Genomic DNA, 23,899 nt, shown 5'->3' with positions numbered 1-23,899 from the left:
TGCGTGATCGGCTCGCCGAGCACTTGGAGGGTCGCTTCAGCGCGTACACGCTGCCGGACTACCGGCCGATGACCGACTGGGCCGACCACACCACGCGCACAGCCCGCCCGGCGCTCGATGCGGTCGACACCGATCGCGCGCTGCGCGCGGAGTTCGACGAACTCACCGAAGAACTCGATCGCGAGTTCGCCGCGCGCGCGACGGCACCGATCGCGATCGACGACCCGTCACCGATCGCCGCGCGCAAGCAGTCGGGCAATGGTGCGATCGCGCGCGAGAGTGTCGATCGCGGCCAGGTTGTGCCGCCCTCGGTCGATCGGCCGCGCGCGATCGAGGATGGGACGCGCGCGATCGAAGATGCGTCACTGATCGCGATCGACACTGCGCCCGATCGCGCGGAGGTTCCGGTCGATAGCGCGTCGATCGCGCGCGACGAGCAGCCTGCCGGTCGCGCGCCGATCGCCGCGCGCAACCCTGCTGAGCTGGGAACCGATCGCGTGCCGATCGCCGCGCGCGCTGACGAGACCGCACCCGCCGAAGCGGAGCAGCCCGAGCCGGAGACGGCGACCGCGCGCGATCACGGCACCGTGGTTTCGCTGGTGCGCGACACCGATCGCGCGCGACCGATCGCGCGCGACACCGCCGCAGCGCCGCGCGCGGGTCGGGCGTCGATCGCGCGCGAACAGTCGGTGGACGGGTCGCTCGCGCGCGCGGTCGCTCGCTCGCCGATCGCGCGCGACAGCGCGTCCGGTGAGGGTGTCGATCGCGGTCCGTTCCCGCATGAGCTGACTCGCGCGCAGGCCACCCAGTTCGCGCGCGCGGTCGTGGAGCGCGGGCTGTCGCGGCAGCCGGTCGAGGTCCTGGCGCGCATCTACTTGGCGCGCTCGCAAGGACACTCGAAGAACCGCATTGGCGCCGAGATCGTCGGCCTGCCGCACTCGACTGTGGGCCGCGCGATCGACGGGGTGAGCAAGGTGGCCGGCCCCCGACCGGTCAACTGACCATGCGCGGGCATCGGCGCCCGAGTGATCGAACTCTGGAAGTGAGCACGTGACTTCGAACTGAACCGCACCGGTGGAAAGACTCTTTCCACGCAGGTTCCCGAGATAGAGACGAGACCCCGGCGGGGCGTAGCCGCCGGGGTCTCGTCGTGTCTGGACCCTACCGGCTTGCCCCTCCGGTGGTCTTGAGGCAGGGGGGCTCAGAAAGGGCGCCTTCCCTCGCCCCGGGGGGCTTCAGGCGGTCCAGCGGCGGCCGATGTCCGGGCGGGTAGCGGTGCCCTGTTCGGTCCCGTTTGGTGCTGGTCGGAGCGATCTTGTTCCGGTACGCTCAAATCGCGGCCCCGGCGGAGCAAGCTAACACTTATGTGCCATAAGTGTGGTCACCTCGCTGGGGCGAGGTCCACCCGGGTGCCGGGTGTCGCTGCGCTGAGCCAGGGAGAGAGGTGGGTTCCGAGGTGGTCACCCAGGTGCCGGAGCGGCCGGATTCGGCCGCCACGACGTCATCGGCGGCCCATGCGGGCGTGCCGTCGAAGCGGCGGATGCAGTCTGTGGCGCGGTCGCGGAATCGGAAGCGGCAGGAGAACATCGGCACGGAGGCGAAACGGTTCCGGGTGACGGTGTCGGCGGCCGACGCCGCGGCGCTGGAAGCGGCTGCGGCGGAGGCGAACATGACGGTGCCGCGGTATCTGGCGGAGTCGGCGCTGAACCCGACCGGTGGCCGCGCGGCGGGGGAGACCGATGAGGCGGGCCCGTGGCTGCCGTGGCCCAAACGCAAGACCCTCGCCAGCATCTTGCTGTCGGCTGCAGGCGCGATGGATGAGGTGCGGGTGGAGCACCTGGCGAAGATCGGCGGCAATCTGAATCAGATCGCGCACGCGGCGAACGTCACCGGGACGTTGGCCGAGGAATTCGACGACACCCTCGCCCAGCTACGCGTGGTGCTCGACGACCTGGCGGCGCGGGCAGCGCACATGGATGAGCTGGCGCGCGAAGTGACGCGCCGGTGAGCGGGCGGCGGGCATGAACTCGAACATCAATCGCGGCGCCAAGCTCGGCGGGCTGATGGTGTATCTGCTGGGGCCGGGTAAGGCCAACGAGCACACCGATCGGCATGTGGTCGCGGGGTCGGCGTCGGTGATGCGGGCGGCGTGGCTGGGCCGGTTCGATGGTCCGGAGTCGAACCGGGCTGCGCGGGATGTGGCGTTGGAGATCGCGCGGGAGATGGATCTGCCGCGCAAGCTGCACGGCACCCGTGCCCGGATGCGGGCCCGCGCCGCGAGCGCGAACACCGGCGCGGTGGAGGTGATCGAGCGCCCGGAGAAGGGGGAGAAGGGTGTGCTGCGGGATGCGCCGGTGTGGCATTGCTCGTTGGCGTTGCGCGCCGAAGAGGGCGACCTGTCGGACGCGACGTGGAAAGCGATCGCGGAAGACTTCATGAAGGAGATGGGGTTCGTCGACCGCGCCCAAGCGGGGGTGCGGTGGGTGGCGGTACGCCACGGGCGCGCGGGCGCCGACCGCTCCGGCGGCGATCACATCCACATAGCTGCCTCCCTCATCCGCGAGGACGGCAGCGTGGTGGACACGTTCTTCCGTGACCCGTTCACCGGGCGGATCACGGGCGACTATGCGCGCTCCCAGAAGGTGTGCAACCTGCTGGAGCACCGGTACGGGCTGGAGGTGCTGGCCAGCCGCGAGGACGGCGGCGCGCTGAAAGGCAATTCGAGGGCGGAGACCGAACGCCGCGCCCGCACCGGCGAGGAGCTGACCGAGCGGGACAAGCTGCGCTTGGAGGTGCGCGCGTTGGCGTCGGCGTCGGCGGGTGAGGCGGAGTTCGTGCGCCGGATCCGGGATGCGGGGATCTCGATCCGCCCCCGCTACAGCAAAGGCGGAAGCGAGGTCACCGGGTATGCGGTGCGCTGGCGCAGCGCAGCGGACATCGCCGCGGACCGCAAAACCGAAGTGGCGCGGCTGGGCGCGGGCGGCAAAGCACTGACCACCGAGGAACTGACCCACACCGGGCCCTGGTACGCAGGGGGCACTCTGTCGACCGATCTGGCGTTGCCCGCGCTGCGCGACCAGTGGGATGACTCCCCGGAAGCCCGTGCGGAGGCGCTGAAGACGTGGAAGGCCGGCCGCCGCAGCGGCGGGCGACGCGGCCGGGAAGCGCAGACCCTCGATGACCCGAAGTTGTGGGCGCGGGCGCACCGTGACCTGCAGGCGTGGAACGAATACCTGGCGAGCATCCCGGTCGATAACCACGGGGAGTGGGCGCGCGCGGCCGGGCGCGCGGCCGGGGTGTTCGCGGCCTGGTCGCGGCGCGTGGAGTCCAAACCGGGGGCGTTCGCGGATGCGGCGGCGGAGCTGACCCGCTCCGCGCAACTGCCCGCCCACCGACGCTGGCGCCCACCAGCGGAATGCCAGAGGCCGCCAGGGCTCGGCGCGGTGGCAGTGATCCTCATCCAACTCGCCAAGCACGCCGACCGACCCGACCCGGCCGCCGACACAGTGCGGCTCGTCGAGCAGATGATGCGCACGCTCACCGCGATCGCCGACGCGCACACTGCCCGCCAAGAGTTGTTGCGCGCCCAGCAGTTGCGCGCCCGGGCGCTGGAACCGTTGCTGGTCCTGCGCGAACGGCAGCACCAGCATGCGCAACACGAGCAGAGGCAGGCGCGGGGATCTGGGCAGGAGTGGATCGAGCAGCGGGTGGAGCGGATGCGTGCTGCTGGCGCCGATGAGGAAACCATCAGGGCTTGGCGCATCACACAACTGGCCAACGCCAGCGACCTGCGCGCGCCCAGCAGCAGCACGCCACCAGAGACCTCGCGGGCATACCAGTTGCCCGATACCTCGCCGGACCGCGATCGAGGCCGGGGACGCTGATTCGGTCGAGCGCGGCGAATGCCGTGCTCGGGTCCATGCCGAGGTGACTACAGCCCGAATCCGTGGTCGTGGCTGGGGCCTTCGTAGGGCAGTGGGGGATAGGGCGTGTTCCAGCGTTCGGGTTCTGATGTCCGTTCGGGTTCTGATGTCGGTTCCGGTTTGGGTGTCTCGTAGTGGAAGTCGATCCCGATGTCGAAGGGTGCGCGTTCGTAGTCGTCGTGTGCGGCGGCGCGGGAAGTGGTGGAGCGACCGGGTTTGGGGTGCTTGTTGGTGAGGGCGCGGCGCCGGGGTCGGGTGCGGGCTATCCGTCGGATGGTCGCGGCGTTCTGGCGAGCGGCAGGGGTGTCGGCGGTGTGATTGCGGCTCGTCTCGGCGGGTTCGGTTCGGGCGCGGTTTTCCAGATCGCGTTGTTCGGCGGGGAGGTCGGCGCGGCGCTGGCGTTCGTCGGTGATCGCCTGAATCTGGGTGCGGAGGCTCTGTTGACGCTGGTGGTGCTTGCGTTCGTTGGCCACGGCAGCATCGAGTTCGCGTTGAGCCGTGGCGAGTTCCGCGGCGAGGTGGTAGCTGTTGTCGGCTTGGGCGAGGGCACGCTCCCACGCTTGCCTGCCCAGGTTCACCGCGCGAGCCGTTGCCTCGGCGGTGTCCTCGGCGGCGGCCAGCTGCTCGCGTAACGCCTCCAGGGCGGCTGCGGCGGTGTCGATGTCGGCTCGGCGGTCACTGCGGGCCCGCAGCTTCCATCGTTTGGTCTCCTCGAACTCGCGGTGCGCATGCTCAAGCAGGCGCTGGGCGTGGTCGTGCTGGCGTTTGACGCGGTCGGCGTGCTGTTCAGCGGCCAGCGCCTTGCGGATCGAGTCGGCTTGCACCCGTTGGCGTTCGTGGCTTCGGCGCAGCTTGTCGAGCTCGGCTTGGGCATGTTCGACGCTGTTGAGCGCGATGACGCGCATGACCGGTTCGCGGTCGCTGAGCTTGCGGGTCAGGGAGACTTCCAGGGTGGCCAGGGCGCGGTCGTCCATCCGTTGCAGCTTCCCGGCCCGGGTGAGCTGGGCGCGGACGTCGTCGAATGTGCGGTCGGGTGCGCTGTCGAGGATCTCGGTCATCCGCCACCGCAACGCGGCCGCGGGCTGCTCATCCGGTAGCGGCCACCGCGCGGCGGCATCCCGCACCGCGGCAGGCACATTCACACCCCGCGCGGCGGCACGCGACAGCTCGCCTGCCAGCTGCGGCCAATACGAGTCCGCTTCGATCCCGGTGCCGACCTCCCGGGCCAGCGCTGCCCACCGTCGGGTGTCGGCGTCGAGATCTCCCAGACGGGACCGCACCGCGACATCCAGCTGGAGCTGGGTGCGGTGTTCGTCGACGGGGTACTGCACGGGACCGGTCAGGCGTCGATCGTGGTCGCCGATCGCGTGCGCGGCCCGCCACACCGCCAGGGCGGCAGTGAGGTTCGGGGCGTGCCCGGTCAGCTGCCGCGCCCACATCGGCGCGGTCTCGGGTGTCCAGGCGCGGGCGGTGGCGTGGATCTGGCTGGCCAGATCCCGCACCTGCTCGGTACGCACCCGCAGGTGGGCGCCGTAGTCCGGATCGTCGCGCAACACGGGCGGGACCTCGGGCACCCATCCCAACGGGCCTTGGCCGGTGGCGTTTCGGCCGATGCGCCAGTGCAGAACGGCGGCTTTGTCGTCGGCGGTGCCGAGTTCTCGCGCGGCGACGGCGTCGGTGAGGGCGGTGATCGGGTCGCGCCCAGACAGGGCGAGCATGCTCAGGTGCTGGCGCAGTACCGGCCATGCCTCTTCGTCGGTGAGACCCGGTACGAGTCGTTCGGCGGCTGCGGCGACGGCGGCGTGGTGCTCGGCGTCGAGCCGTGCGTCGGCGGCTGCGGCGAGGGCGTCGAGGTAGGCGTCGACGACTCCGGCGAACTGCCGCTGAGGGTCGGCGGCTTCGCGGGCCTGCGTCGTTGCGGAGACTTGGTTTCCGTCGCGGCCGAGGATCTGGGTGAGCATGTCGATCGCGGTCGGCGGATGCAGAGCGCTCCACGCCTCGGCAGGAGCGTCTTCGCCGTCGCCTGCGGTGGCGAGGTAGAGGTGTCCGCCAGCACGGGCGCGGGAGGCCAGCACATACAGCTGGAAGCAGTCCTCGCTGCCGGTCAGCACGCCGTGGCAGGTGTCGGTGGTGAGGCCTTGGGCGGAGTTGATCGTGCGCGCATACCCGAGTTCGACATGCTCGCGCACGTAGTCGGTCGGCAGGGTGACTTTCCGGCCGGACCCGATGTGGGTGGCGGTGATCCGCCCGTCGGTGTGGACGGCACGGACTTTCCAGCGGTAGCCGTTGCGGACGTGGTCGGTCTGCGAGATGCGGAGCCGGTAGTTGTTCTCCCGGGTGGTGATGATGTCTCCCACGCTCGCCGAGAGCCCATCGGAGAGCAGCGTTTCGGTGCCGTGCAGCCCGTCGCGGCGTAGACGTTCGTCGCGGGCCAGGGCGTTGAGCTGGCGCACCAGCTCGTTGGTCGGCGCCAGCAAGGCGACGTCGAGACCTTTCGCGTAGTCGACCCGCCACGCCCGAAACGCCGCATGCACCGCGGCTCCGAGGGTGCCGACGTGGACGCGGCCGTGGTCGGTGTAGAACGCGATTGCCGCCGTGTCACCTTGGCGGAGTGCGAGGGAGGCGGCGCGTTCGGCGGGGTCGTCGAAGCGGACGACGCTGGTGAGAGTGGCGGCTCCGGCGTGGTGGACGATGTCGCGGATCACGCCTCCGGCTTGCACAGACGACAGCTGCCGGTCATCGCCGACCGCCCGCACGCTGGCCCCGCGGTCCAGCAGCCAGGACACGGCCGAATCCAGTTTCAGTGTGGGGGTTTTCGCGGCCTCATCGAGAACGACGAGGGTTCTGGGGCCGATCGCCCGCACCCAGTCCGGGGCGTCCTCGATACCGCGCTCACCGGATCGGATGTCTTGGATCACCGTGACGAGCATGTCCACGGTCTTGGAGTCCGCGCCGATCTCGCTCCCCAAGACACCGGCTGCCGGGCCTTCCGGCGCCAGCCCGATCACGTTGCCGCCCTCCGCCGTCCAGGCGCGCACCAGCGCTGCCATGGCCGTGGTTTTGCCGGTCCCGGCCGGGGCGATCGCGACGTGCAACCGGCGTCCGGAGGTGGCGAACTCCCGCAGCAACTGCACTTGGCCGTCGTTGAGCATTTGGCCGTTGTTGTTGGCGGCGTGCTCGACGATCGCGGCATCCACCGCCGCCACCGGGATCGTGCGGCCGCCTTCGAGCAGGCTCGCCGCGATCAGCCGTTCCTCGGCGGCGACGATCTCCGGACTGGTGTAGAGCTGGGATCCAGCAGTGGTGAACACGCTGGTGCCGTCGCGGCGGGTCAACGCGGCGACTGTTGGCGCGATGTCCTCGGACTCCGGGGTGCCGCGCGGGATCGACCGCGGCGCAGACAGTGCGATGTCGGTGACCTGGGTGATCAGGGTGTGCCAGTCAGCGGGGTCGATGCTGCCGCGCAGCTGGCGGGTGGCTTCGGCGCGAATGTGGCGAAACTGCCAGGTCGCCCGCGAATCCGACACGACCTCCACGACCCTCGCCGCGGTCGCCTCGACCCAGGCAGCGTCGGTGACCTCCCGCTGCGGCGGCTGCTGGCCCACGGCGGTCGTAACCATCGCGTCCACCGCGGCCGCGCTGCCCAGCAGCTGCACGGCGTCGCGGCGCCAATCGCCGCGCTGCTCCGCCCGCGACCGCGCCGCCACCTTGTGGCCTCGTGTCTTCAGCGTGGCCTCTTGGGCGAGGTCGTGAAGCTCCCGCGGCGTGGGTTCGCGGCCGCGCTCGGTCTGGAAACGCGTGGTGCGCTTGGCCAGCTCCGCATCTACCGCCAGCGACCTTTTCGACCACTCTTCGGCGAGGCGCTCCTCGACGCCGACGACTTCCCGCACCGGCCGCTTCCCGCGCCGCCGGCGGCCGCTGGTGGCGCGTTCGGCGAACTGCACACCCAGCGACTGCTCGAGATAGTGCTCCAGCCGGGTGTTGAACAGCTCGGACGCGGCGACGTTGTGCTGGTAGATCATCCGTCCGTCCAGCGCACCCCACTGTCCGTCATGCCGTTTGACCGCATTCGAGATCACCACGTGAACGTGCAGATTCGGATCCCCCGCACGACTGTCCCGGTGCTGAAACGCGGTTGCGATCAGGCCGCCGACGACGTCGACCTGGCGGCGGCTGTGCCGCCCGACCCGGGTGAACACCGCATGTTCCTCGAGATAGGCCAGGGCGTCGCGCAGGGCGGCGTCGACGGCGGCCTCGATCTTCTCCGACACCTCGCGTGGGGCCAGCGCCCACAACGCCGACACCGACTTAACCGGGGTGAACGTCAGGTCATAGCCGGCGACTCGCTTGGAGGGTGCCCGGCTGGCGCGGGCAACCCAGCCCGACAGCTCCCGGTCGTCGCGTGGTGGGCGGCCGTACTCCTCGCCGAACATGCGTTGGGCGACCTCGGTGGCGATGCGGCTGCGCTCCTCAGCGGGGATCGGGGCGTAGTCGACCCGGCCGTGCTCGGCGTTGTAGGCGGCATACGCGCGGGCCCGCTCGTAGCGGTAGGAGTACTCCGCGGCCGCGTGCTTGGTGAAGGGCGCACCCAGCCGCACCAGCCGCAGCGCATGCGCTCGCGCGGTGCGCCGCGAGATCCCCTCCGCCACCAGCGCTTCTACCTCGGCGGTGATCATCGCTTCGGCGTTCGGGTGCAGGTTGTGACCGAACAACGCCCGCATCTGCGTTTCGGTCACCACCTCACCGGCTTCGATGCCGACGTTCGGCAGGCCGGAACCGAGCCAGCGGCCGGGAGATTCGCCGCGCTCACTGTAGTAGGCCGAAAGGCCCTGCGGACCGCGATCGTTTACGTCTTGCGTGGCGATCGAGCGGAAGTAATAGGTGTAGCCGTCGCCACTGCCGAGCTTCGCCAGTGACATCACACAATTCACCGTACGCGCGGCCGAACCATCAAGTGTTCGTGATGATTTCGTGACCAGGGAGCATGAGGTGTGACGGAATCTGTCTATTTGCGCTGGTAGATGGTGGTTTCGAGTTTAGCTGAGAGGGGTGTTTGAAGGGTAGTTGGGAAGCGGTGAGGGTGCACGCTAAGTGTGAGTTGGGGTTTCGGGTTTTTGTGAGATCGGATGAACTGGGGGGGGGGTTGTGTGATCCCTTCCGCATTCGGTGTTGCGAGCTCGGCGATGAAAGGCCACGCGATCGTCGAGTCCGTGCTCGAGGAGAGTCCCAGTCGATCTCTTTCGGTGTCCGGGCCGACTCGCTCGTGCCCGCGCGACCCGGTACGGGCGGAGCCGATACGCTCGCCACACACCGATCAGCGCCCGGCGCCATGCCGGTTGGTGAAGGGGGCTCACACGCCGATGCTTCAGTACACGTGCACGAATTGGTGGTGCCACGACGAATGGCACTACACCCCGACGTGCCCGCGCCTACCTGCACAGCCGATGCTGACCACAGAAGAGGAGGGGCACGCCTTTCAGCGGCTGCGCCAGTTGGATCGCGACGGCGTTCTCGGGTCGGCTGAGCCGGGGATCATTCCCGCCAGCTGGTTGTGGAAAGTGCCGCTGCTGCTGCTGGTGTTCGTCGCGCTGATCATCCTGATCTGACCGGCGGCGCCGACCTGAGTATTCAGGCGTCTTTGATGCCTTTGACCTTCCCGTCGCGGATGCGCGCGACGTATTCGCGGGTGAATCCCGAATGCCGTGAGGCTGCGCTGGGCCCCATGCCTTCCTTGAGCCCGGTCAGGATCTCGTCGAACAGCGCCTTGCGGGCGGATTCGTAGACGTCGGAGGCCTTGTCGTAGGCCGCGCGGGCTTTCTCGATCCGGCGACCGCGGTCGTCTTCGCTCATACCCGCACTATAGCCGCTGGCGTTACCGGTGGTCGCGACCAGTGTTGACATGCCCTGGGACGCTATCTAACGTGAACAGTGGTCGCAATCTTTGTTCGCGATCATCATTCACATTCTGGTTTGTCGAGTCCTCACCTGGAGCTGCTTCCATGACTTCCGTTCTCGCTTTCGCGACCACAGACCCCGGCTTCTACGCCGTCGGTGCGCACGCCCCCGAGGTGGCTGATCACACCTTGCGGGAGTGCCACGCCGATATCTCGCTGCTCCTCGCCGTCGCGGTGGAGGCCGTGCGCGCCAAGACCTTCGGGCAGCACGAGCGGGCGGCGGCGCTAGGGTCCTACGCCGAGGCCTTGCTGCCGAGCGAGGCTGAGCAGGCCGCGCGGATCTACACCGCCGAGCTGTCGGCGGTGCGCGCCGAGTTGGCTGGTGATGCACCCGACCCGCAGCGGGTCGCCTACGGCAGCACCTACACCGACTCCTGCGCCCGGGCGCAGGTTCGGGCGGCCGCGCTGCGGCGGCAGCTCGACCAGCCGCACCCGGTCATCGGGGAATGGCTGCTGCGCACTGTCGGTGAGGCCGCCGAGCAGCGGCGCGCCCGCGCGGTACAGATGCTGCGGGAGCACCTGATCTCCTACGGCATCGATCCCACCGACACCGCCGCCATGGCTTCGATCGAGCGCCGCCGCCGCGACGGGGACGCCGCCGTCCGTCACGGTGTTCAGGGGCCGTTGGTGTACCTGGGTGAGCTGGTCGGCCCCGGCGGCGCCTACACCCAGCCCGACATGACCACACCACTGGCCGAACTCGTCGACGCTGGTGTCGCGTTGTCCTGGGCCGAGTCTCGTGTGCTGGTCGCAGCCCGCGTCACCGACCCGGAGATCTTCGCGGGCCGTTGGCTTCCGGCGCTGGCGCGGCTGATCGACCGTTGGATCGAGCGCATCCCGGCGGGTGCGTGATGAGCCTGGCATCGACGGTGTATTTCGCCGGGTGGGGCGGGGACTCGCTGGGCTGGGAGCAGGTGCCCGGGATCGAGCTGCGCCTGGCGGCGAACCACAACCCGGTCGCGGTCGCGGTGCACGAGCTGAATTTCCCGGACGCGGAGCATCTGCCGCCTGGGGATGTGAAGGACATCGTGCTGGAGGATCTGCCCTCGACCGAGTTGTTCTGGGCAAGCCCGGCGTGCCCGGCCTGGACCGACGCCGCTGGCGTCAAACGCTACTTCGACCAGTCCAACCAGTACACGATGTTCGACGAGGAACTCGGCGTAGTGGAGGACCCGGCGGCGGCGCGGTCGCGGGCACTGGTAGAGCAGATCCCGCGCTATCTGCGGTCGATGGCCGCCCGCGGCAAACCGGTGTTGGCCGGGGCGATGGAGAACGTCATCCAGTGCCGACGCTGGGACGACTGGCGACGCTGGGTCGGGGAGATCGAGGAGATCGGCTACGAAACCCGGCTCATCGCTCTGAACTCCGCGCACGTCCTGCCACGGCGGTGCCTGCCGGTCCCGCAGTCCCGCGACCGGCTGTATCTGGCTTATCTGGACACTCTTGGCCTGGTCGGGCTCGTTCGGGAGCTCGAAAAAGGTCCGTGCTGGTTGCATCCCGGGCGTGTCGTTGTGGCGACCCACGGCACGGAACGCTGCCTCGCCTTCCCAGGTGGCGAGGCATACGACATCACGGCCTGCGCTTCAGAGGTAGTCGCGCCAGAACGGCACGGTGGCTTGGGGCGACCAGTCTTCGGGGTGCTCGGGCCGGGGTTCCTCGAACTCCTGGTTGATGTAGTCGAGCAGGTCGGCGCCGTAGTAGATGATGTCCCGACCTCGCATCGACAGGACCGGGTGGCCGAAGGTGGCGCGACCTGCGGGCAGAAATCTGTGCGCATAGACCGGGACCATGGTGGGCACATCGGCCAGTTGCGCCCGTGCCTTGTCGACGGCTCCCTGGTTGCTGTCCGGCCGCTCGCCCCAGGCCGGTGGCCAGTGCCCGTGTTGAACGTCCTCGAGCAGGAAATCGATCGGCCAGTTGAGCTGCCGACGGAGTTCGTCGGGATCGCCGTTGCGCCAGTCTGGCCAAGGTCTTTCCCACGCGTAGCTGGTGCCCGGTTCCTCCTCCCGTGGTTCATGTACTGGCAGTCCGGCCGCAAGGAATGCTCGGTGGTCGTCGGCGAACTCGAATTGGTATTCGTACTCGATGCGGTCGAACTCCGCATCAGTCAACCCTTGCTCGATCTGGCAGCAGCCCAGCTGCGCCAGCCGCCGCGCGGCCTTTGTTCCCAACCGGAGACCTGCCTCATTGATCACGGTGGAACCGTAGCGCGTCGGCCAGCGCCGACACGGCGATCACTCGTCAGCGGGTGCGTCTTCCGGTTCTCTGAGTTCTTCCAGGAGCGTGCGCAGTCGGTTGGCGGTGAAGCCGGCGTCGTCGTAGGTGTCGGAGACGGTGACCTGCAGAGGGAGCGCACTCAGCAGAGATGGCTTGAGGCAGCCACGGATGCCAGTTCATTCGAGGGCTTCGTACTCGTCCGGCGGACTGCTCAGCTCTGGGTGATCGATCCACCAGCGCTCGCCGTGGATCTTGAGCATCGCCCAACGCCAAGCCTCGTCGTGGAAGATCAATCCACGGTGCGGTTCTTCGCTTGCCTCCTCGTATGGATACCGCTCGACAGCGGCCGCCTCGGCTCGAGTCGGCGAGAGTCCGCCATAGCGCTGCATGACCCACGAGAAGCGTCGCCGTTCCCCGTGCAGGCACTCGAGGTACTCCTCCTCGCTCCAGGTGTTGTTCCCATTGTTCTCTGGCATAGCCCGATGTTAGGTCGGGGTGGCCTGGTCGAGCTCGCTGAGCAGGATGCGGATCCGGTCGGCGGTGCAGCTGTGCCGTTCGATCTCGCGGGGCCAGCCCCGTTCTCGGGCGTCGGCGATCAGCTGTTCCTCGGTGGTCAAACGGTCACGGAGCCGATCGGCGTATTCGGGCGTGGTGACGAACTTCGAGCAGTTCAGGTAGAGGTCGCACTCGCAGGGGCCTTCCTGCGGCAGGCGCAGGCAGTGGCCGAGTTCGAGTTCGGTCTTGTAGAAGTTGGTTTTGAGCCAGTCCAGGGATTCCTGGTCGAGACGCCCGGCGCGGATGATGTCGGCTTGAGGTCCGGCGAGGATCGCTCCGGGTTGGAGAACGGCCTGGTAGTCGGCGAGGACGACCGGGTCGGAGATGTGCGCGTAGGTCATCGACATGCCGGCACTCGCGTGGCCGAGGATCTTCATGATGGTCAGGGTCTTGGCGCCCTTGCCGGCCAGTTCGGTGCCGAGTGTGTGCCGGAAGCGGTGGGCGTGGACCGCGGCCCTACCGTCATCGGTGAGCAAGCCGACCTCGGTGCAGACACGTTGCAGCGGAAAGGTGAACAGGTAGTCCGGGCTGGCGAGGCGGCCGTTGTGCAGGAAGAGCCTGCGAACAGAGCGGCCGAGGTCCGGATCGAAGATTCCGCGGTCGTCGTGACCACGACGGATCGCGATCACCTCCTCGATCGCGGTCGCTGCTTCCGAGTGGATCGGGACACTGCGTTCCTTGCGGGATTTGCCCGCTGCCAGGCGAATTCGTGCGGTGCCGTCGGGGTAGGTGTCGAGGCAGTCCAGATGCAGCTTGCGGATCTCGGAACGCCGGGCGCCGCTCCAGCGGGCGACGAGCAGCGCGCAGCGCTGCAACGGACATCCCAGGGACCGGATCTGTTCCATCAGCGGTTCGAGTTCGTGGTCGGGGATGTAGCGCGGCACCCGAGTCACCTGGCGAGGCAGGTCCAGCGTGGATATCGGCGGCCGGGAGGGCATGTCATCCCATTCGGCGTGGAACCCGTAGCGGAAGAACGCGTTGACCTGCAGGGCGATCATGTGCCGGTAGCTGGCCGACAGTTCCTGGTCCGGATGCTTGATCTTGCGTTGACGCTGCACCCACTTCAGGAAATCGAGCAGGTCCGGGCGGGTGAGTTCGGCCAAGCTGACCGCTTCCGGTCGTTCCTGGGTCAGCCAAGCCGACAGCCGTCGCAGGGCTTGTCGTGCTTGCTCGACGGAGGCCTGCGAATCCACCAGCGAGCGTTCCTCGACATAGCGGTCCATGATCGGCGCGACGCGCGGCAGTGTGCTCAGCGGGTGCCGCGGCTTGGATATCTGGCGCCGAGGAAGCGCGTCGATCACGCCCGCGTGATAGAGCGCGACCCCGGTCGCGAACGCGCGATGACCCCAGTTGATCGGGATCGCGTCCAGTTTGTCGCCGAGGATCTCGGCCATGCCGGGGATGGCGCCGGCCTCTCGGATCGCCTCACGGAAATCTTCGATGTCAGCAACGGTGAGGGTGGACAGGTCCGGGTCACTACGGTGCAACACCAGCCGGGAGATGCCCCAATGCACCCGGTGCCGACACCGCTTTTCCGTCAGCCCCAGTTCGCGATGCCGGGCCGCGAGCTCGTCGGCCTGGGCCAGCAGCGGCAGGCCGAGACCTTCGGCGATGGTCCAGGGCTTGAGGACTCCGATGCCCAGCAACCAGCCCCAATCCAGGCGCAGTCGTCCGGTCAGCGACAGATAGATCAGGTATGGACGCGCACTGTGGTTGATCCAGTCAGTGGTCACGTCCCGCCCGGCGGTTCCCCGTATGCGGCGGCTCTGCGTTTCGTTGTTGCGCCAACCGAGTCGTGTGGCCAGCGGAAACTGCGTCCACTCGTCGAGATCGGGGTAGGTGGCCGCGAACCGGCGTTGCCTGTTCAGCTGTCGAGCTCGCTGGTCACCGGACCAGCCGCTGCGGGCGACGAAGTCTTCGTATTCGCCGGGATCGCAATGTCCCGAACGGCTTTCGTGACAGGGAGTCGGTGATGGCAGCCGAACGACATTGCTCACTGTCGGTCCGATTCCAGAGCGAGACGATAATCGGCGAGGACATCATGGTCCCCGACACGGGTATAGACCTTGGTCGAATCGGGGCTGGCGTGCCCCAGCCGCGCCATCAAGGTCAGCTCCCGCATGCCGCCCTCGAACATGCGCGTGGCATGCGTGTGGCGCAGGGCATGCGGCGTCAGCCAGGCATCACGCACTCCCGCTCGTTCCGCAGCACGAGCGAACATCCGGACCAGCCCGTCGTAGCCGAGCGGTTCGTGCCGCCGCTTGCCGCGACCACCGACCAGGAACACCCAGGAAACATCGGTGTCCAGCGGACGTTCGCGCAGCACGTAGTCATTGACCGCCGGCAGTGCACGACCCTCCAGCAGATCCACGACCCGATCGCGCCGCGACTTCTGCCGGACTCCTCGCGGATGGTCGTCACGGCAACAGACGGTCACCCGGCGGCGCCCATACGAGATGTCCTCCAGGCGCAAACCCAGCGTCTCACCAGGGCGCAGGCCACCTTCATGCATCAACTCCAGCAACGCCCGATCGCGTTTGGTCCGCATGACCGCCACCAGTGCCCGGTAGACCTCATCCGGAATCGGCCGCGGCAACGACTCGACGGTCTTGACCCGCAGCGTGCGCCGCACCGGGATCTGCCGCTTCGAGGTCAGCAACGGCGGACGCCACCGGGCCTGGACCCGGCCCGAGGCGGTATCGACCTGCATGAGGATCGGATTCTCCGGACCGTCGTAACGCTCGCAGGTGATCAGGAACTCGTAGAACGACGACACCGCCGCCAGGATCCGGTTGCACGTCCGCGCCGACAGCAACCGGCCCTCAACGGTCGTGGCCGCCAAATCCAGGCGTTGAGCCCGTCCCCGCGAGGGCGTGCGCCGCAACGTGACCAGGAAATCGACCGCCCGCGCCGGGGTGAACTCCTGCACGGTCAAGCCCTGCCCGTCGAGGAACTGCATCAACTTCAGCAGGTCATAGGCATAGGCCCGCACCGTATTCGGCGAGAACCGCCGAACCGTCAACGCCCGCAGAAACATCGCAACATCCTCGACAACCTCTCCCTGCCCGTCGACCAACTGCACCCCCGGTTCACCCGGGCCCCGGATTCATCACTCGCTCCACATGCATGGCCGGACCGTAATCGATCCACCCGGACACTCGGCGCAGCCGAATCCACCGTCTACAAGCCGAAAAGAGACAGGTTGTCCAGATAACTGTGTCTACTGGTGGAAAGGCCTGGGCCGTCAGCCGGATTGGGACAAGTGGCTGCGGCCGAAAGCCTGGTGCGCGAGTTGCGAGCGGGTGGTGGACGCCTTGCAGGTGTGGAAACGCCCTGGCGTCGATATGGGCCGCTACGGCGTACGGTCTGGCCAGTATGTCTACCGGTGCCCGTCGAAAGCGTGCGGGTTCGCGCTCGTGGAGCCGATCACGACTCCGGCGGCGGTGGCGATCGACTGGACGCTGCCGCCCGGGGCGAAGATCGCCGACCGCGACGACCCCCTCGCCGACAACACCCTGGAGCGGATCCGGATCGGCCTAGAAAAGTTCGCGGGCGCACCGATGCTCACCCCGGCCGGCGGGACCTGGCGCACCGAGGCGACCAGCCTGAGTGCGCCGATGCCCGCGCGTACCACCCGCGAGACCGACGGCCTGGTGGTGCCGCCGCTGGTGGTGCAGACCAGCGGCCGCGCTGCCCTGACCGCCAACAGTGCGGGTCAGCCGTTGCCGACGCAGACCTGCCGCCGCGAGCTGGCGGTGGCGATCCCGCCGTTCATCGCCGAGCTGCGCGGCGGCGGGTCGAAGAAGTCCGCCCGCGCGGTCACCGAACCCTTGGCGACCTTCGCCGCGTCCGGGTTCCACCACGGGCTGGTGCAGCCGCCCGAGGGTGTGCGGCATCTGCTGGTGCCCTACTACCGCACCGGCCGCGCGCACCCGGTCGAGGAGCCGATGGGCACCCTGACCACCCGCGACCGGTTCGGGCTGCTCGGCGCCGACCGCGAGCGGCTGCTGTCGGAGTGCACGTTCCGGATGCTCGAACCCACCGAGATCCGTGCCGGGATGGCGTTCCCGGCCACCTTCCGCGCACTGGGCGACAAGCGGACCCAGGCCCGCGGCTACGGAAACGCCGTAACCCCCGCTGCATCCGAAGTCATCGGCTGCGCACTCGTCGAAGCCATCACCGGCGAGGACATCGAAAGGACCGCCGCATGACCGGCATCGAATGGACCGACACCACCTGGAACCCTGTCACCGGCTGCGACCGCATCAGCGCAGGGTGCGACAACTGCTACGCGATGGGCATGGCCAAACGGCTCAAGGCGATGGGCTCGGCGAAGTATCAGCGTGACGGCGACCCGCGCACTTCCGGGCCGGGGTTCGGGGTCACCGAACACCCCGACGCGCTCGATATCCCGCGCCGCTGGCGCACTCCGCGCATGGTTTTCGTGAACTCGATGAACGACTTGTTCCACGCCAAAGTCAGTGAGGACTTCGTCCGGGCGGTGGTCGAGGTCATCGCCGCGACTCCGCAGCACACCTATCAGGTGCTGACCAAGCGGCCCTCGCGGGCGCGGCGGCTGGCCGAACGGGGCTTGGTGTTCCCGCCGAATTTGTGGCTGGGCACCAGCGTCGAGAACGGTGCGGTCACCCACCGCATCACCGAGCTGCTCGCCGCGCCCGCCGCGGTGCGGTTCCTGTCGTGCGAGCCGCTGCTGGGCCCGATCGACCTCGACCGGTTCCTGTTCACCCAGGCCTGCAGCGGCGGGTGCGGCTGCAGGTGGCCGGATGACGCGGACCGGTTCGAGTGCGCCTGTGGCGGCGAATGCGCCGAGTGGCGGCCTACACCGGCGATCGACTGGGTGATCGTGGGCGGGGAGTCCGGGCCGAATGCGCGCCCCATACACGCGGACTGGGTACGCGATCTGCGCGACCAGTGCGTCGAGGCCGGAACGGCGTTCTTCTTCAAACAGTGGGGCGGGCGCACCCCGAAGTCGGCCGGCCGGGAACTCGACGGCCAGATCTGGAACCAATTCCCCCAGAACAGGAGCACCTCATGCCGAGGCTGATGTCGGTGTCGCTGACCGAGGACGCGGTCCGCGAGCGTCGCAAGACCGTCACCCGGCGGTTGGGCTGGCTCACGCTGACGCCCGGAACGCGGCTGACCCTGTGCCGCAAGGTCATGGGCCGCCGGGCCGATGAGCCGTTGGTGCGCATCGCCGACGTCGAAGTCCTCGATGTCCGCCGCGAGCGCCTGGCCCTCATCGGTCCCGACGATGTCGAGGCCGAGGGCTTCCCGGACATGACTCCGAAGGCGTTCGTGGAGTTCTTCTGCCGCAGCCATAAGGGCTGCACCCCGGACACGTTCGTCACCCGGATCCGGTGGCGGTACCTCGACGACGCGGAGTAACTCTCGCCCGCCCGTGCGTGTTGTAGCCGCGCTGTCTCGACTCCCCGGCCGAGGCAGCGCGGCTTTCTTGTTCGAGGGGCTACGGCATTCAGTTCCCCAGGTCGTCGGTGAGTAGGCGGACCAGCTTGTCGCTCAAGCCTCGTAGCGCGCCGTAGCACACCATCCACGCCGACTCCTTTGCTCGCTGCTGTCGTTCGCGATTGGCGGGGTTGGAGGCGGTGTTTTCGTTTCGATCTGTGTTCATGCGGCGAGAAGGTAGGGAAGGGGGGTGCAAACGCCGTTGACCTGCGCGTATCCCGTTCCCGGGTTGGGAGTCATCCATACGCGGGACAGTAGGAAATTCCGCCGCTTCCACCAAACATCTATTGACCAGGCAAAACTCTCCAGCGAACCACACCGGGGTGCACAGGCCCGGGGCGGCGGTGGGTGACGACAGCGGCCCGGGGCGGCGGTTCGCTGCTCAGCCGGGGGCAGCAGCCGGGCGACGCGTGCCGTGCACGGGCTACTGACCGTGGGCGGTTTCGGTGCCGGTGACCAGGCGCAGGACGGGGCGTTGGTCGGGTTGGCCGAGGAGTTGGCGGAGGCGTTTGGGGCGCCAGCGCAGTTCTGCGGCGAGGCTGGTCAGGGTGAGTGTGCCGTGGGTTTCGGCGAGTTCGAATGCTTTGGCGAGCAGGGTGGGGGTTTCGCCGGGGTATTGGGTGACGGGGTCAGCGCCGAGCATGCCGATGTCGTAGAGGTGGTTGAGGCGTTGGTAAGCGCGGCGGGCGACGGCGTCGGAGATGGCACCGGTTTCGCGGGAGCGGTAGACCAGCGATTTGATCGACACGCCCCATTCGTGGCTGAGTTGTTGAAGGGCTTTGACGTCGAAGCGGCGCGGCAGCCGGTCGGTGATCTGGTCGGCGGGGGTGAGGAATTCGGCGGCGAAGGCGTCGGCTTCGCGTTCTTGTTCGGGGTCGCCGGGGGCGGCGTCGCGGTGCAGGACGAGGTGGCCGAGTTCGTGGGCGGCGGTGAAGCGGTGCCAGCACACGTCGTCGCCGCGGTCGGGGGTGAGCACGATCGTCGGGCGCGGCATGCGGGAGGTGGAGAAGGCGTTGATGGTGGGGGTGTCGTTGCCGGCGAAGGCCACCATGGTGGTGACGATCCCGCGCATCTCCATGGTGCGAACCAGGTGCGGGATCGGCCCGCGCACCAGCCCCCAGTGCGCCCGCAACGCTCGTGCGGCTTCGGCCGGTGTGTCGCCGAGGCGGGTGGGGTCGTCGGGCAAGAACCCGGGCAAATCGATGGCGGGGAACTGAACGTGCTTCTCCAGTGCGTAGGTCAGTTCCCACACCTGCTGGGTGAAGGCGACGGCCTTGGCGCGCTGGGCGGCTTTGGTCGTGCGGAGGCTGCGGAAATGCGCGCCGGTGCCGTCGAGCTGGGAGAAGGGCCGACCTGCGGCGAAGAACTCGACGGGGACGTCGAGGACCTCGGCCGCGCGGCTGAGGTGGTCTGCGCGCGGGGGTGAAGTCAGGGATTCCCACTGGCTCACCGCGGCACCCGATACTCCGATCCGGGCGGCCAGTGCCGCCTTGGTCAGGCCGGCGAGCTGGCGGGCCTGGGTGAGACGGGCCGGGTCGAACGCCACCGCGACGTCGGAGGCCGAGATCGTCGCGGTGGTGTCGCTGGAGAACAGGTTCAGAGGTGGGCGTTCAGGCATCGCTCGCGGTATCGGGTTGCGGTGTCGGTGGTTGTCCACCGTCCGGTGTGGTCAACGGATTGCGATGCGCGAGCACGATCTCGCCTATCGGTGCCTGATCGAAGCGCGGGGCGGCGGGCTTCGGGTCGGGAACCGGGACCGGGCCCGCGGGACGCAGCAGGACTTGCTCGCCGCCGGTGTCGACGGGCGGGGGGATCTGTTCGATGGTGCGCCAGTTCAACCGGCCGCGGTCATCAGCCTGGGATGCCTCGCCCCAGTAGACGCGCAGGATGCCGGAGTGCGGATTGGCGGCGTAGGCGATGATGACCAGGCGTCCCGCTTGTATCGCGTCGTCGAGGAAAGACTCCACGTCCTCGAATTCGGTGTCGAGCTCTTCCTGCGTGAGATCGGCATGATCGAACGACAGCTGGCGGTCGGATGCCTCCTGGGTGAGCGCCAGCAAGCTCTCACGCAGCTTCGACATCGTCATCTTCGCCTTCTCCACGGGGGCGTGGGCGTCGTCGGCGAACTTCCACGGGTACAGGATGATGTTGGTATCGCCCACCACGATCAGCTCGTAGCGGGCCCGCGCGGGCTTGATCCGGCGCAGGTCGTCGATCACCTCCTCTACCGCCAAGCCCACCTCTTCGTGCTGGACCAGCCAGATCAGGCCGTAGCCGTCGTTGCTGTCCAGCGCTAACCCCTTGTGGGCAGCCAACGCTCGCAGATGAGCGGCCTGAAGGCCGCGCCAAATCGCGCGCTGCAACGGCAGAGCGTGCTCACCGAATCGCTCGGTCTCCCACTGCGTGGGTACCGCTTGATCGCTCATGGATCCTCCCTGACACCCAGCCACGCTCACTTACGAATCAAAATGCGAAAGCAGCGTAGCACTTAAGATTTGCGCGACATCTGCGCGCAACGCCGACCAGTTCGACTTCTTCATGTTCCGGTCCGCGACGGCCGCGCGCGGCCGAATCGCCTCACATGGAACGCTTTTCACGACCTGTGGGCTCGATCAAGGTCAGAGGTGACGTTCGGCGTCCATCCGCTGGTGCAGGATGCGCATGATCTCGACGATTCCGCCGGTGGCGATCCGGTAGTAGACCGTGTGGGATCCGGTGGGCAGTCGGAAGTAGCCGGGTCGGATGTCGTCGCAGGGCCGGCCGATGTGGGGGTTGGCGGCGGCGCGGTCGAAGGCGCGCAGCAGTTCGCGCACGTAGTGCTCGGCCTGGTCGATGTCCCAGCGGTCGAGGGTGTAGTCGTAGATCTGTTCGAGGTCGGTGTGGGCGAGGGGGTTGAGCAGGTAGCGGCTCACCGGCGCCGCACCTGCGCCCGCTTGCGGGCCAGGAACTCCTCGGCGTCGAACGGCAGGCTGGGGCCGGCGTTCTCGGCCTCGATGAGGGCCTCACGCACCGCACGGAGCTTGGTCTCGCGGTCTTCGAGCAGCCGCAGGGCGGCACGGACCACGTCGCTGGCCGAGCCGTAGCGGCCCGAACCGACCTCGGCTTCGATGAACTCGAGGTAGTGATCGTTGAGGCTGATGGACGTGTTCTTGGCCATGACCACACGATACCAATTTTTGGTATACGCAGGCCCGGTCTGTGGCCCCTCATCTGTTGACCGGACTAGGTTGTCGGCATGCCCGGCTATGGTTGGTTCTGGGCAACGCACAGGCCCTTCTCCGAGCCGACCCGGCCCCCACGCGGCCGATACGGCGACCGAGGACAAGACGGCTCCGCCTCAGTGCGATCGGCACATCCGACGTGATCACCTGCTGTCCAGGTCCGACCTCGCGGAGTGCGTGGGGCTTCGCTGGAGGACGACCCGATGACGCGCAACAACCACAGCCGCCGCCGTGATGTCCGGGACTACATGGCCCGCCACGGCGTGACCTACACCCAGGCACTGCGGGCGCTGATGCACTCCGATGCGCCCTCTCTTGCTGTCGTGAGGCTGATGCCACCCAAAGACCTCACGGCACCAACGGATCCCATCGTGTTCCGGGTGCGGCCGGTCGAACAGGGCGGTCCGCGCCTGCCCACGGTCGTTACCGCTGACCACGACGTCAACCCGGTCTGTGGCCACTGGCTGGGCAACAGGTGCGCCGGCTGTGCCACATGCACCACCTGTGACGGCTGCTACTGCGAGGAACTGCGGAGCGAGGCGCGGCTGGATGCCTACTTCGGCCGGGTGGCACGTGACCATGAGCAGCACCTCGACGAGCCGGGCCCGGATTGCCCCACTTGCGAATTGGATCGGGAGCAGTCGATGAACTTCACCGAGTGCCCAAAGTGCCACAAACCGCTGCAAGGTTTCTGGCACTTCGTCGAGCACTGCCCGCCGTACTGCTACAAGGACAAGCCGCACCCGCCCGGCCTGGACTGGTCACACTTGGTTGGCAAGCGCATCACCATCGACACCCACTGGTGCTACCAAGGCGACATGGCCAAGTACGCGGCGAGCTGGACAGGCACCGTTACCGGCCGGTGGAAGAACCCGGACACCGGTGCAGAGACAGATCTCTACGAACTGCAACTCGACCCCACCGTTCCCCAGCCGAACAACAACGACCTCACCCCAATCGAGTTCGATCCGCGCGGCTTCACCATCACCGAGCACTGAGGACCCCCGCCGAGGCCATAGAGGGGTTGGTCCGGAGAACACTTTTTCGTGCGCAAAACCGGACACTGCGCAGGTCAGGACGATCCTGGATGGGTGGGTATCAACATGCCGCTGCCCAGGTATCTGCCCGTGGCTTTCGCCGACGTGCAGGCACACGGCGGCGATAACCTTCCCGGGTGAGTGAACACGGACAGCACAAGGGCCGGGACCAGCCCGTCACGGTCGAGCAGATCGCTGCGGCGATGGCGGCTTTGGGGATGTATCAGGGGCGCAATACTTCGACCGAACATGCCGCCGAGGCGGCTCGTCTCGGCGGGGCGGACGCCTACCGGGTGCGGATGGTCAATGCGCTGCTCGGGATGGTGCAGACCGAGGCGGCGCTGGCTGATGCCATCGACCTCGATACTGAGGCCCGCCACGCCGCCTGGGAGCAGCAGCTCACCGCCGCCGGGGTAGGGCTGGACCAAGATCCTGTCAAACGAATCGAGTTCATCCGCTGGCAGGTGCTGCGTGCGGGGACACCGTTGCGGATGATGGCGCAGAACCGGGAAGTCGGCCCAATCCCGCTGGCCGCCACACACGCCGTCACAGCCCTGCACACACTGCTCGGAGTGATCGCCGCCAGCCAGGACGCTGTCGCACAGGGCGATGTGGAGACTCTCGCCGACCAGGCCGGTCAGCTGCGCGCCGCGCGTGAAGCGCTGCAACTGGCACTGACCAACACCGAAATCCTGCTGAACATGCTCAAATCTGTCGGCCTGTAGACGACGCCACGGCGGGCAAATCCCACCGCCCGCGACCGGGCTACGCCTCGATGGCCCGGCGAGACGGCAGCAGCTGGTCATATTTGCTGACGTCGGGCATCGGGCGATCCTGCTCGGCAGTGAGTTGAGCGTGGCCTTTGCCGAGTTCGGGCACGTATTTGTAGAGCGTGGACCGTGAGACGCCCAGCAGTCGGGCGATCGAGGACACCGATTCCTCGGGTTGGGTCAGCATCGCTCGGGCCTGGCGGATCTGCTCGGCGTTCATGGCCGGCGGGCGGCCCAGACGTTGCCCGCGGGCCCGCGCGGCGGCCAGGCCCTCGTTGGTGCCCTGCACGATCAGTTCCCGGATGAACTCCGCCAGGGCGGCGAACACGTGGAACACCAGGCGCCCGCCGGGGGTGGTGGTGTCGATGGCTTCGTGCAGGGATCGGAAACCGATGCCGCGCTTGCGCAGTCCGGTGACGATCGAGATCAGGTCTTGCAGGGATCGGCTGAGCCGGTCCAGCGACGGCACGACCAGGGTGTCGCCGGATCGCATGTAGTCCAGGCACTTCCAGAGCTCTTCGCGCTCGGTGTCCTTGCCGGACTTCTTGTCGGTGTAGATCTTCTGGCAGCCTGCTTCAGTGAGCGCGTGGATCTGACGGTCGAGCAGCTGCCCGGCGGTGGATACTCGGCCGTACCCGATCAGCGCGCCCCCGCCGCCGATCGGATCGAGCGCATCGCCGTCGAGGACAAGCGGATCCGGGATATCGAGAGTGCGCGCCGTGTCGACCATGCCGGGAG

The 23,899-nt window shown here is 68.0% G+C and carries 21 protein-coding genes and 1 pseudogene; 10 read left to right on the top strand and 12 right to left on the bottom strand.

The features are described 5' to 3' along the window. From NA4_RS41415 to NA4_RS17575, 3 genes and pseudogenes are all read left to right on the top strand, one after another. Positions 1-1,001: pseudogene (locus tag NA4_RS41415) on the top strand (hypothetical protein); the annotation flags it as partial. A 443-nt stretch (positions 1,002-1,444) separates the two neighbouring features. Next, positions 1,445-2,008, top strand: coding sequence for a plasmid mobilization relaxosome protein MobC (gene mobC / locus NA4_RS17580; protein WP_067470792.1), 564 nt, complete (start codon positions 1,445-1,447; stop codon positions 2,006-2,008). Between the two features lie 13 nt (positions 2,009-2,021). After that, positions 2,022-3,884 carry a relaxase/mobilization nuclease domain-containing protein gene (locus tag NA4_RS17575; RefSeq protein WP_067470790.1) on the top strand — a complete coding sequence of 621 codons (1,863 nt, stop codon included), beginning with the start codon at positions 2,022-2,024 and terminating at the stop codon, positions 3,882-3,884. Between the two features lie 47 nt (positions 3,885-3,931). On the opposite strand, the gene mobF is transcribed toward NA4_RS17575, so the two are convergent. Further along, on the bottom strand, positions 3,932-8,842 hold the full coding sequence (gene mobF, locus NA4_RS17570) for a MobF family relaxase (protein ID WP_067470788.1): 4,911 nt from the start codon (positions 8,840-8,842) through the stop codon (positions 3,932-3,934). Positions 8,843-9,367: 525 nt separating this feature from the next. On the opposite strand from mobF, the gene NA4_RS40475 reads away from it, so the two are divergent. Further along, a complete protein-coding gene (locus NA4_RS40475) occupies positions 9,368-9,529 on the top strand; it encodes a hypothetical protein (protein ID WP_157129097.1) in 162 nt (53 codons plus the stop codon). Positions 9,530-9,551: 22 nt separating this feature from the next. On the opposite strand, the gene NA4_RS17565 is transcribed toward NA4_RS40475, so the two are convergent. After that, positions 9,552-9,773, bottom strand: a complete 222-nt coding sequence (locus NA4_RS17565) for a hypothetical protein (RefSeq protein WP_067470786.1) — start codon at positions 9,771-9,773, stop codon at positions 9,552-9,554. Between the two features lie 149 nt (positions 9,774-9,922). On the opposite strand from NA4_RS17565, the gene NA4_RS17560 reads away from it, so the two are divergent. Beyond that, positions 9,923-10,729 carry a hypothetical protein gene (locus NA4_RS17560; RefSeq protein WP_067470785.1) on the top strand — a complete coding sequence of 269 codons (807 nt, stop codon included), beginning with the start codon at positions 9,923-9,925 and terminating at the stop codon, positions 10,727-10,729. A 731-nt stretch (positions 10,730-11,460) separates the two neighbouring features. On the opposite strand, the gene NA4_RS17555 is transcribed toward NA4_RS17560, so the two are convergent. From NA4_RS17555 to NA4_RS17540, 4 genes are all read right to left on the bottom strand, one after another. Next, positions 11,461-12,072, bottom strand: a complete 612-nt coding sequence (locus NA4_RS17555; protein WP_067470783.1) for a hypothetical protein — start codon at positions 12,070-12,072, stop codon at positions 11,461-11,463. A 198-nt stretch (positions 12,073-12,270) separates the two neighbouring features. Then, positions 12,271-12,570 carry a hypothetical protein gene (locus NA4_RS17550; protein WP_067470781.1) on the bottom strand — a complete coding sequence of 100 codons (300 nt, stop codon included), beginning with the start codon at positions 12,568-12,570 and terminating at the stop codon, positions 12,271-12,273. A 9-nt stretch (positions 12,571-12,579) separates the two neighbouring features. Then, positions 12,580-14,646, bottom strand: coding sequence for a tyrosine-type recombinase/integrase (locus NA4_RS17545; RefSeq protein WP_084497182.1), 2,067 nt, complete (start codon positions 14,644-14,646; stop codon positions 12,580-12,582). Then, positions 14,643-15,686: a tyrosine-type recombinase/integrase gene (locus tag NA4_RS17540; RefSeq protein WP_218022312.1), complete on the bottom strand. Its 1,044-nt coding sequence runs from the start codon at positions 15,684-15,686 to the stop codon at positions 14,643-14,645. The genes NA4_RS17545 and NA4_RS17540 overlap by 4 nt, the downstream gene beginning before the upstream one ends. A 268-nt stretch (positions 15,687-15,954) precedes the next feature. Here NA4_RS17540 and NA4_RS17535 point away from each other — a divergent pair, with 268 nt between their 5' ends. The 3 genes from NA4_RS17535 to NA4_RS42645 are packed head-to-tail and all read left to right on the top strand — an operon-like array spanning position 15,955 to position 18,055. Next, positions 15,955-16,860 carry a DNA cytosine methyltransferase gene (locus tag NA4_RS17535; protein WP_174552960.1) on the top strand — a complete coding sequence of 302 codons (906 nt, stop codon included), beginning with the start codon at positions 15,955-15,957 and terminating at the stop codon, positions 16,858-16,860. After that, entirely contained in the window at positions 16,857-17,714 is an 858-nt protein-coding gene (locus NA4_RS17530) for a DUF5131 family protein (RefSeq protein ID WP_067470775.1), read from the top strand. The genes NA4_RS17535 and NA4_RS17530 overlap by 4 nt, the downstream gene beginning before the upstream one ends. Then, complete coding sequence (locus NA4_RS42645; RefSeq protein WP_245671443.1) at positions 17,702-18,055, top strand: ASCH domain-containing protein; 354 nt, start codon at positions 17,702-17,704, stop codon at positions 18,053-18,055. The genes NA4_RS17530 and NA4_RS42645 overlap by 13 nt, the downstream gene beginning before the upstream one ends. 88 nt (positions 18,056-18,143) lie before the next feature. Here the strand turns inward: NA4_RS42645 and NA4_RS40470 are convergent, their stop codons facing one another. The 5 genes from NA4_RS40470 to NA4_RS17505 all read right to left on the bottom strand — a co-directional run bounded on the left by NA4_RS40470 (position 18,144) and on the right by NA4_RS17505 (position 21,290). Continuing rightward, positions 18,144-18,299 carry a hypothetical protein gene (locus NA4_RS40470; protein WP_157129095.1) on the bottom strand — a complete coding sequence of 52 codons (156 nt, stop codon included), beginning with the start codon at positions 18,297-18,299 and terminating at the stop codon, positions 18,144-18,146. A 258-nt stretch (positions 18,300-18,557) separates the two neighbouring features. After that, complete coding sequence (locus NA4_RS17520; RefSeq protein WP_067470773.1) at positions 18,558-19,751, bottom strand: XRE family transcriptional regulator; 1,194 nt, start codon at positions 19,749-19,751, stop codon at positions 18,558-18,560. Beyond that, positions 19,744-20,559, bottom strand: a complete 816-nt coding sequence (locus tag NA4_RS17515; RefSeq protein ID WP_067470771.1) for a hypothetical protein — start codon at positions 20,557-20,559, stop codon at positions 19,744-19,746. The genes NA4_RS17520 and NA4_RS17515 overlap by 8 nt, the downstream gene beginning before the upstream one ends. A 192-nt stretch (positions 20,560-20,751) precedes the next feature. Then, positions 20,752-21,045 carry a type II toxin-antitoxin system RelE/ParE family toxin gene (locus NA4_RS17510; RefSeq protein ID WP_067470769.1) on the bottom strand — a complete coding sequence of 98 codons (294 nt, stop codon included), beginning with the start codon at positions 21,043-21,045 and terminating at the stop codon, positions 20,752-20,754. Then, the gene (locus NA4_RS17505; RefSeq protein ID WP_067470767.1) at positions 21,042-21,290 is read right to left on the bottom strand and encodes a type II toxin-antitoxin system ParD family antitoxin; all 249 of its coding nucleotides are present in this window, start codon (positions 21,288-21,290) and stop codon (positions 21,042-21,044) included. Before NA4_RS17505 ends, NA4_RS17510 begins: the two co-directional genes overlap by 4 nt. A 267-nt stretch (positions 21,291-21,557) precedes the next feature. Here NA4_RS17505 and NA4_RS17500 point away from each other — a divergent pair, with 267 nt between their 5' ends. Beyond that, the gene (locus NA4_RS17500; RefSeq protein ID WP_157129094.1) at positions 21,558-22,352 is read left to right on the top strand and encodes a hypothetical protein; all 795 of its coding nucleotides are present in this window, start codon (positions 21,558-21,560) and stop codon (positions 22,350-22,352) included. A gap of 176 nt (positions 22,353-22,528) precedes the next feature. Continuing rightward, positions 22,529-23,116 (top strand): DUF6245 family protein, encoded by a 588-nt coding sequence (locus tag NA4_RS17495; RefSeq protein WP_067470763.1) that lies wholly within the window; start codon positions 22,529-22,531, stop codon positions 23,114-23,116. A gap of 40 nt (positions 23,117-23,156) precedes the next feature. On the opposite strand, the gene NA4_RS17490 is transcribed toward NA4_RS17495, so the two are convergent. Further along, positions 23,157-23,891, bottom strand: coding sequence for a recombinase family protein (locus NA4_RS17490; RefSeq protein ID WP_084497181.1), 735 nt, complete (start codon positions 23,889-23,891; stop codon positions 23,157-23,159). Between the last annotated feature and the right edge of the window lie 8 nt (positions 23,892-23,899).

The sequence above is a fragment of the Nocardia amamiensis NBRC 102102 genome (genome assembly GCF_001612745.1).
GTDB classification, from domain to species: Bacteria; Actinomycetota; Actinomycetes; order Mycobacteriales; family Mycobacteriaceae; genus Nocardia; species Nocardia amamiensis.
The sequence above is the reverse complement of the archived record's forward strand: the minus strand, read 5'-3'. Positions and strand labels throughout refer to the sequence as shown.